The organism is Candidatus Burkholderia verschuerenii (assembly GCF_001189365.1).
GTDB classification, from domain to species: domain Bacteria; phylum Pseudomonadota; class Gammaproteobacteria; order Burkholderiales; family Burkholderiaceae; genus Caballeronia; species Caballeronia verschuerenii.
In genome coordinates this window covers 1-1,039 of sequence record NZ_LFJJ01000355.1, presented here as the reverse complement: position 1 = coordinate 1,039, position 1,039 = coordinate 1, and the positions used below count along the sequence as shown (strand labels likewise).

Annotated in this window: 1 protein-coding gene; it reads right to left on the bottom strand. The window is 30.8% G+C overall.

What is annotated here, in order from left to right:
- Positions 1 to 331 (bottom strand): exonuclease/endonuclease/phosphatase family protein (locus BVER_RS32090; protein ID WP_332309165.1); only part of this gene is annotated, 331 nt, incomplete at its 3' end.
- Between the last annotated feature and the right edge of the window lie 708 nt (positions 332 to 1,039).

Here is a 1,039-nt window from a genome sequence, read left to right as displayed (position 1 = left end):
TAATTCTATCTCCTATTCTAGTTACTCCTACCACTTGTTCTATAAATTCTGAGTCTACAATAATACCTACCCCGTTTCTATTTCCATCCTTTCCAATATACCAAAGTTTATACCCTGTATTTTCTAATATTTTAGCTTTTGCTCCTTTCCATTTTGTTTCTTGAAGACACATAATATTTACACGTCTTCGTTTCATAGTTTCTACCAATTCTAATGTTTTACTTGTCAGTGTGCCTACATTCCAACTACCAATCCTACAGATCTTATATTTTTTATTATTTTTTGTCTTTTCTCTCTTATTAGTGTGTGAGAACTCTTGCATATTTTTCACTACACCCAAGTCCTCATGGAGATGCAGCGGTCCTTGCCAAGACGACGCAGCCGGACTCTGCGACACGCTCCTTAAAGCGGGGAGCATCCTAACATTTGCACGATTTAAAGTTTGATCCATATCATGAGATGTGACTGAGTTTTTATAGCTGGCCGTCAACCTAACGCAACCCTCCTCCTTTATCCGGGCTTGGGACCGGCCATGCTAAACAAATTTTTTTACTTGCTCGGACATGATAAAATTTGACTTTGTATGGACTGTTTTTGAAAACGTATTAAAAATTTAAAAAGTTGTGTTTGAAATAAAAGCATGTTTTGAGAGAAAAATAAATAAATACTTTGTGAGATAGACCATACAAAGCCTTATTTATCATGTACCGCCACAAGCATAAAGAATGCCTAACCTGGGCGGAGTTATAAATTAAAATAATAATTGATATAAAATTTAAAAAGTTATTTTAACTCTATTAATTAAGATAAAAAGTATTAATTGCATATTTATAGTTGTAAGAAGAGTAAAAAATTTTAAAAAATAAACAATTAATTTTTTATAATTATCATAGAAAATTAATTTCTTTTTTTGACATATTAATTTTTATTAAATTAAAATATTATTATAAAAGAAAATATCAATTTTAATTAATGGATAATATCATACCTGTCTATTATACACATATGACACTGCCGACGAGCGAAACAATGGAGAATA